Raw genomic sequence first — 7,579 nt, 5'->3', positions numbered from 1 at the left:
TTTTTTAACTGGCTTAATCCAATAGCCGCCTGTGTATCTGTTACCTTAAGGTTAAAACCAATGTGGCTGTAGGTATATTTATGATCGTAGCCGCAAGGCATTTCTCCCAAACACTGATCAAAACGTTTACCACAGGTATTGTCTTTACCAGGTTCGCACCAGCAATCACGGCCCCAATCACGAAAGCTTTCTGCAATCACTTTCAGGCTTGCATTGTTTACTAAAACAGCGCCGCCCTCGCCCATCGTAATGTGGTGTGCAGGATAAAAACTTAAGGTAGCAAGGTCGCCAAAACTACCGGTCTTTTTGCCATTGTATGTAGCACCCAAACTATCACAATCATCTTCTATTACCCATAAGTTATATTTTTTTGCAATGGCCATCACTATCTCAAGATTAAAAGGATTACCCAATGTATGCGCCAGCATAATGGCTTTTGTTTTAGGGCTAATGGCTGCTTCAATCAGTTCGGTTTTGATATTATAAGTTGGAATATCTATATCAATAAATACCGGTACACAGCCAAATTGTATTAACGGATTAACGGTGGTAGGAAATCCTGCTGCCACAGTAATTACTTCATCACCGGGTTTAATTGCCCTATCCCCCAATTTAGGAGAAGTTAATGCATAAAAGGCTACTAAATTAGCAGAAGAACCACTGTTAACAACTAAGGAAAAACGACTACCAAAGTAACGGGCTAAATCTCTTTCAAATACAGCTGCATACCTGCCGGTTGTAAGCCAACCGTCTAATACCGCATCTACACCATACAACAGATCCATCGGATCAATAACTTTTCCTGTTACAGGAATATAATCAACACCAGGAACAATTGTTTTACATAAACGGGTTTGTAGTTGCTCAAATAATTCAGTATGGACAGCATCACTTAAATTCTTTATCATATCAGTTTTTTATACTTTTTATATATTCTTTCATTGTAACCAATGAAAGAGGATTTATTTGTTTTAATAGTTTGTCTGAATTCATTTGAAGCACTTGCATGCTACTATCCAAACGAATTATTTTTTCGAATGATTCATCCGGAACCGCTACACCAAATTCATTCCCTATCAACTTAACCAACTCTTTAATAGTGAGGCTTTCTGCTGATGGGAAATTATAGATGCCGGCGGGTATCATTTTTTTAATACAATTTAAAATCAATGTAGTTGCATCCGCTACCAAAAGATATTGCCTAACCTGTGTACCTGCTGTAAATTGAAGTGGCCTATTAAATCTAAAACCAGCAATTGTATAGGGTATTATTCTATTGGGGTTTTCATTGCTACCATAAATTGTTGGTAGAATAAAATGGTAATTACTGAATTCAAATTTTGTAAAATGAAAGTATTGTGTCAACATTCTTTTTGAGAAACAATACACATTGGGCACATCAGCCCTCGAATGAATGATATCTTCCTCTGTAAAAGATTTCGAAATATCAACACTTCCAATTTCAAAATAAGAACCAAACGAGATAAATAGTCCTTTAAAAATAATTTTATTTAAACCTTCGCAAAGCTTAATTGGAATAAATGTATTGATTGCATAAATATCTTCATTATTTACTTTATCCGCGGATTGAACCCCTAATCCTGCTGCATAAATGATTACATCACAAGCTGCAATTTTATCTAATGGTAATTGATCTGCCAATAAATCTATCTGGCAAAATTGGTTGACTGCAACGCCTGCTGGTTTTGTTCTTCCAACCAAAAAAACCTCAATGGCTTCTTTTGAAAAATGTTCAATGATTGCTTTTGATAAAAAACCACCGGTGCCAATAATACAAATTTTCATTTTTGATTATTGTTGAAGTAATTAATTTGTTCGATGGTATTAGTAAGTGCGTTGGTAGGTTCGGCAATATATTCCTTGTACCATTCTACGGTGAATTTTATGGCTTTTTCTGCCAGAAACTGCGGTTGCCATTGCAGCGATTCACAGGCTTTGGTTATATCTAATTGCAACAGGCCTGCCTCATGGGGTGCTTCGGTTTGTGCTGGTATTTCTATTGTTCCTTCACCCCAGCAAAGAATCGCAGTTTTTACTACTGCTTCCACAGTAAGGTTATCAGAAGTATAAGGACCAAAATTAAAGGCATCTGCAAAATCTATCGGATGCTGTACCTGCTGTGCCGCCAAGGTAAGATAACCGCTTATCGGTTCCAATACATGCTGCCATGGACGTACTGCTGCTGGATTGCGAACGAGTACAGGTTGCCCGGCAATCAGCGCTCTTACAATATCAGGGATAATTCTATCAACTGCCCAGTCTCCCCCACCAATAACATTGCCCGCCCTGCCAACACTGATAGATTTACCGTGCTCCCCATACTTAGCAGGATTGAAAAAAGACTTTCTGTAACTATCAATAATTAATTCTGCGGTTGCTTTACTGGCACTGTAAGGATCATATCCTCCAAGCCTGTCAGTTTCTTTATAAAAATAATGCTGTTCTTTATTGTGGTACACTTTATCAGTAGTTATCATCACAGCTACACAAGGTTTTTCAAGATAACGAAGCGCTTCCAGTACATGTGCTGTTCCCATAGCATTTATTGCAAAAGTATCCACGGGTATTTCGTAAGAAAGCCGCACCAACGGCTGTGCTGCCAGGTGAAAAACAAAGTCGGGCTGAAAGCTAATGAGTTCAGCTTTTAACTTTGCTGCATCACGGATGTCTGCAATTACACTCTCACACATTGCATCTCCGTTTATGGCAAGGTAAAGATCCCGGGATGTTTGCGGTGCAAGCGCATATCCTTTTACTACTGCACCCAATTGGTGTAACCAGGTTAACAACCAACTACCCTTAAAGCCGGTATGACCAGTAAGAAAAACACGTTTACCCTTAAAGCAATCAGACAGATTCATTTATATCAACAGTAATTTAAATTTTGCACATAATAAGTTACCAAATTTTCCAGGCAGCTTTACCCGCATTCCAGTCAGATTCCAGCTCTTGTTTGTCACGCAATGTATCCATGGGTTTCCAAAAACCATCATGTTTGTAGGCACTCATTTGCCCTTCGGCTGCTATTTTTTCCATGGGTTCCCTTTCCCAAATAGTTGCATCGCCATCAATATAATTAAACACTTCCGGCTCACATACAAAAAAGCCACCGTTGATCCAGGCACCATCGCCTTTTGGTTTTTCTAAAAAAGAAAATACGGCATCTTTTTCAGTTAAATTTAAAGCGCCAAAACGGCCTGTGGGCTGCACTGCGGTAACGGTTACCATTTTTTTTGACTCCTTGTGGTGCGCCAAAAGTTTAGTTACATCCACATTACTTACGCCATCTCCGTAGGTGAGCAAAAAGGGTTCGTTGCCAATAAATGGCGCCACTCTTTTAATGCGGCCGCCTGTCATACTTTCTTTGCCAGTATCTACCAACGTAATTTTCCAGGGCTCCGCCTGGGATTGTAATGTTTCGATCGTATTGGTGGTAAGATCGATGGTAACATTGGACTGGTGCAGGAAATAATTAGCAAAATATTCTTTGATAATATACCCCTTGTAACCGAGGCAGATTACAAATTCATTAAAACCCTGTGCAGCATAAATCTTCATGATATGCCACAGAATAGGCTTATCACCAATGTCTACCATGGGTTTTGGCCTTAATGCGGTTTCTTCGCTAAGGCGTGTGCCGAGGCCACCTGCAAGTATTACAACTTTCATTTTCTGGATAATTTTATTTGAAAGGATTTAGTGGTGTTTAATTTATAACAACAATTTGTTACTCAAACTGGCTAATTACCTGGTGCCCGGATTGTTTTAAAAACAACTCTCTTTGCATCAGTTTTAAGTCAGACTCCATCATATCTTCTACCAGCATGGCAAGATCGTATTTTGGCTTCCAGCCAAGTTTGGTCTGGCTCTTGGTTGGGTCGCCAATTAACAGCTCCACTTCCGTAGGCCGAAAATAGCGTGTATCAACTGCAACAATAATATCACCGGTTTTTAATGTGCAAGTCTTAATTCCTTTACTTTCAAGTAAGGCCGTATCTAAATGATCTACATATCCAACTTCCTGCTCCTGTTCGCCTTTAAAAGCCAGGGTGATGCCTATTTGTAAAAATGCCATCTGGATAAATTTACGGATGGTAGTAGTTACACCCGTTGCAATTACATAATCTTCTGCTTTTTCCTGTTGCAAAATAAGCCACATGGCTTCTATATAATCTTTGGCATGACCCCAATCCCGCTGTGCATTCAGGTTACCTAAAAATAGTTTATCCTGCATACCCAACACAATTTTGCTGGCTGCCCGGGTAATTTTTCGGGTAACAAAAGTTTCTCCCCGCAACGGACTTTCGTGGTTAAATAAAATACCATTGCAGGCAAACATATTATAGGCTTCTCTGTAATTTACCGTAATCCAATAGGCATACAGTTTTGCTACTGCGTATGGCGACCGTGGATAAAACGGGGTGGTTTCGCTCTGCGGAACATCCTGCACCAATCCGTATAATTCCGAAGTTGAGGCTTGGTAAACCCTTGTTTTTGTTGTAAGTCCGCAAATGCGCAATGCTTCTAATATTCGCAAAGTACCTATTCCATCCGCATTGGCAGTATATTCCGGTGTTTCAAAACTTACATGTACATGGCTCATGGCTGCCAGATTATAAATCTCATCGGGTTGAGTTTCCTGAATAATTCTTATTAAACTGCTGCTGTCTGTTAAATCGCCGTAATGCAGTTTCAGGTTTACATTTTTTTCATGTGGATCCTGGTACAGATGATCAATTCTATCTGTATTGATGAGTGAACTTCTGCGTTTGATTCCATGGACCATATAGCCTTTCTTTAAAAGAAATTCTGCTAAATAGGCACCGTCCTGGCCTGTGATTCCTGTAATTAATGCAATTTTTGACATAATTTTTATGCTTGTTTAATACCTGATAATTTATATTTCCATTTTAAGAACGGATGTTAGAATAAAATTCGTTTTACATCTTTACTGTTTTATACTCATGGCTGTTTTTTACAAACCAATCGTAGGTTTGTTGAATGCCCTGTTCCAGACCAACCTGGTATTTCCAACCGAGCTGCTCCAATTTGGAATTGTCCATTAATTTACGGTGGGTGCCATCTGGTTTGGTTGCATCCCATAATATTTCACCTTTATGACGGGTAATTTTTTGTATTAAGGTAGCCAGTTCCCTGATGGTTAAATCTACCCCGGTACCCACATTGTACAGGTATTCAGGCAAGGTATTTTCTAAAGCAAATAACACTGCTTTGGCCATATCATCAACATGTAAAAACTCCCGCATTGGTGTGCCGCTGCCCCAAAGTGTTACAGTAGCATGGTTGTTAAAAGTGGCATCATAAAATTTCCTGATCATGGCCGGTAACACATGAGATGTTTCCAAATCAAAATTATCAAAGGAACCATACAGGTTGGTGGGCATCAGGCTCACAAAGTCTTTATGGTATTGCTTTCTTATGGCCTCACAGGCTTTTACGCCGGTAATTTTTGCAATGGCATACCATTCGTTGGTAGGCTCAAGCCCGGAGGTGAGCAGGTATTCTTCCTTTAATGGTTGGGGCGCCAGTTTTGGATAAATGCAGGAACTGCCCAGAAAAATAAATTTGCTTACTTCGTTTTCATGGGCCTCATTGATAAGGTTATTTTGTATCAACAGGTTCTCCATCAAAAACTGGTAAGGATAATTGTTGTTGGCTAATATTCCACCCACTCTTGCAGCGGCATCAATTACGACAACTGGCCGCTCTGTTTTAAAAAATTCTTTTACAGTGGCCTGGTTTCTTAAATCCAGCTCTTTGCTGGATCTGCCGATAATATTCTCATAACCATGAGCTTTTAATATTCTGCAAATGGCTGCCCCTACCATCCCATTGTGTCCGGCAACATAAATTTTACTGTTTTTTATCATAAAGGTATTTAAAACTGAACCCCCAGCGAAAGCCTGAACTGAAAGATCGGGCATTGAATGATTGACAGAACTACTTAAAATAAAAAGAATTCAACTATTTTATTTTCCGAAAATGCGTTTAAAAAATGACCTCTTTTTCGGTTTATTATCTACAACATATCCATACCCGTATCCATAATTATATCCGTATTCGTATCCTTTTCCATACGTGTAACCCAATATCTTTTTAGTGACAATTCCGTTAAATATGATATTTAAATTGGGCAGGACCTTTCTTTTATGTATGTCGTTTACTATCTGTAATAAATTGCTATGCGTATAATTGTATCGGACAATATATAAGGTAGCATCCGATACTTTTGCCAGTATCTTGGCATCCGTTACGGCAGCTACGGGCGGCGAATCAATAATGATATAATCAAAATGTTGCTTTAAGTAAGTCATCAACTCCAGTAACCTGGGGCTGCTTATCAATTCTGCGGGATTGGGTGGAATTTGACCTGAAGGAATAATACTAAATTTTTCAATGGTTGGGTGCGGCTTAATGATACTACTTTCAGAAGCCATGCCGATCAAATAATTGCTTAAGCCAGGATCACGGGCAATTCCTAATTCTTTACTGATTTTGGGTTTTCTTAAATCAAACTCTAATAAAACTACCCTGGCACCAGTTATACTAAGGCTTACTGCAGTATTGATAGATACAAAAGTTTTACCTTCTCCTGAAATGGAAGAGGTAATCAAAATTACTTTTGATTTTTCTGTGGTAGCCGCAGTCACATAATTTAAATTGGTTCTTAATTCCCTAAACTGTTCTCCAATTAAATTGCGGCTTTTCATGCCTACTACCACGGAGTTACCCGTTTCACTGGGTTGATAAGATAATTCTGCAATAATAGGAACCGACACTTCCTTTTCAATCTCGCTCCTGAACTGTAAACGATTATTAAAAAATTCCCTGAAATAAATAAATATAACACACAAAATAAATGCGGATAATAATCCTATTGTATTCGTCTTAGTGCTTTCAGCAGACACCATTCCTGCCGCTTCAGGTGTTTCAATTATTCTAAAATTAGGTACAATAGAGGCAGCCGAAATAGCAGATTCTTCTCTTTTTTGTAACAGGAAGGTATAGATAGCATTCTTAATACCCTGCTGCCGGCTGATATCGATCAATAACCTTTCTTTTAAAGGAATTTTTTTGAGCGTACCCGTAAGTGTACTGTTCTGTTCCTGTAATTGCCGGCGGCTGGTGGCGATATCTACTTCTAAATTATTGATGCTGCTGATAATGCTGGGTTTCAGCTTCGCAATCATATTCTCGTACACTTCTATCTGCGGATTTTTACTTCCGGAAAGCTCCTTTGTTTTTTCCAGTTCAAATTCAGTTTGGTAAAGCTGGTTAAGTAATCCAGTTAATACAGGGTCTACAGTGCCAAGGGTTGCCGGTATAGGATTGCTGGACTTGTTGCGCTTTTTTACATAGGTCTCAATTTGGTTGAGCACATCCATCTTAACATCCAGTTCTCCAATTTTTGCATCGGTAGCTTTCATCTGTGTTAAAAATAGATTTCCTTCGGTGCCAAGGTCTATAATATTTTCTTTAGTTTTATAATCCTGCATCTTTTTTTCTACACCACCTAGTTCTTCGGAAACCAACCTAA

General features: G+C 38.9%; 7 protein-coding genes. All 7 read right to left on the bottom strand.

Annotated elements, in window-relative coordinates:
* On the bottom strand, nt 1-908 hold a 908-nt coding region (rfbH, locus tag H7254_RS05485; RefSeq protein WP_301932015.1), incomplete at its 3' end, for a lipopolysaccharide biosynthesis protein RfbH.
* Between the two features lies 1 nt (nt 909).
* Nucleotides 910-1,806, bottom strand: a complete 897-nt coding sequence (locus H7254_RS05480) for an NAD(P)-dependent oxidoreductase (RefSeq protein WP_301932014.1) — start codon at nt 1,804-1,806, stop codon at nt 910-912.
* Nucleotides 1,803-2,882, bottom strand: coding sequence for a CDP-glucose 4,6-dehydratase (gene rfbG, locus H7254_RS05475; protein WP_301932013.1), 1,080 nt, complete (start codon nt 2,880-2,882; stop codon nt 1,803-1,805). Before rfbG ends, H7254_RS05480 begins: the two co-directional genes overlap by 4 nt.
* 37 nt (nt 2,883-2,919) lie before the next feature.
* Nucleotides 2,920-3,690 (bottom strand): glucose-1-phosphate cytidylyltransferase, encoded by a 771-nt coding sequence (rfbF, locus tag H7254_RS05470; RefSeq protein ID WP_301932012.1) that lies wholly within the window; start codon nt 3,688-3,690, stop codon nt 2,920-2,922.
* A 58-nt stretch (nt 3,691-3,748) separates the two neighbouring features.
* Entirely contained in the window at nt 3,749-4,888 is a 1,140-nt protein-coding gene (gene gmd, locus H7254_RS05465) for a GDP-mannose 4,6-dehydratase (protein ID WP_301932011.1), read from the bottom strand.
* Between the two features lie 73 nt (nt 4,889-4,961).
* Nucleotides 4,962-5,912 carry a GDP-L-fucose synthase gene (locus H7254_RS05460; protein WP_301932010.1) on the bottom strand — a complete coding sequence of 317 codons (951 nt, stop codon included), beginning with the start codon at nt 5,910-5,912 and terminating at the stop codon, nt 4,962-4,964.
* 99 nt (nt 5,913-6,011) lie between these two features.
* The coding region (locus H7254_RS05455; protein WP_301932009.1) for a polysaccharide biosynthesis tyrosine autokinase at nt 6,012-7,579 on the bottom strand (1,568 nt) is incomplete at its 5' end.

This window comes from Ferruginibacter sp., from assembly GCF_014377975.1.
Lineage (GTDB): Bacteria > Bacteroidota > Bacteroidia > Chitinophagales > Chitinophagaceae > Ferruginibacter.
This window is presented reverse-complemented; position numbering and strand designations above follow the sequence as displayed.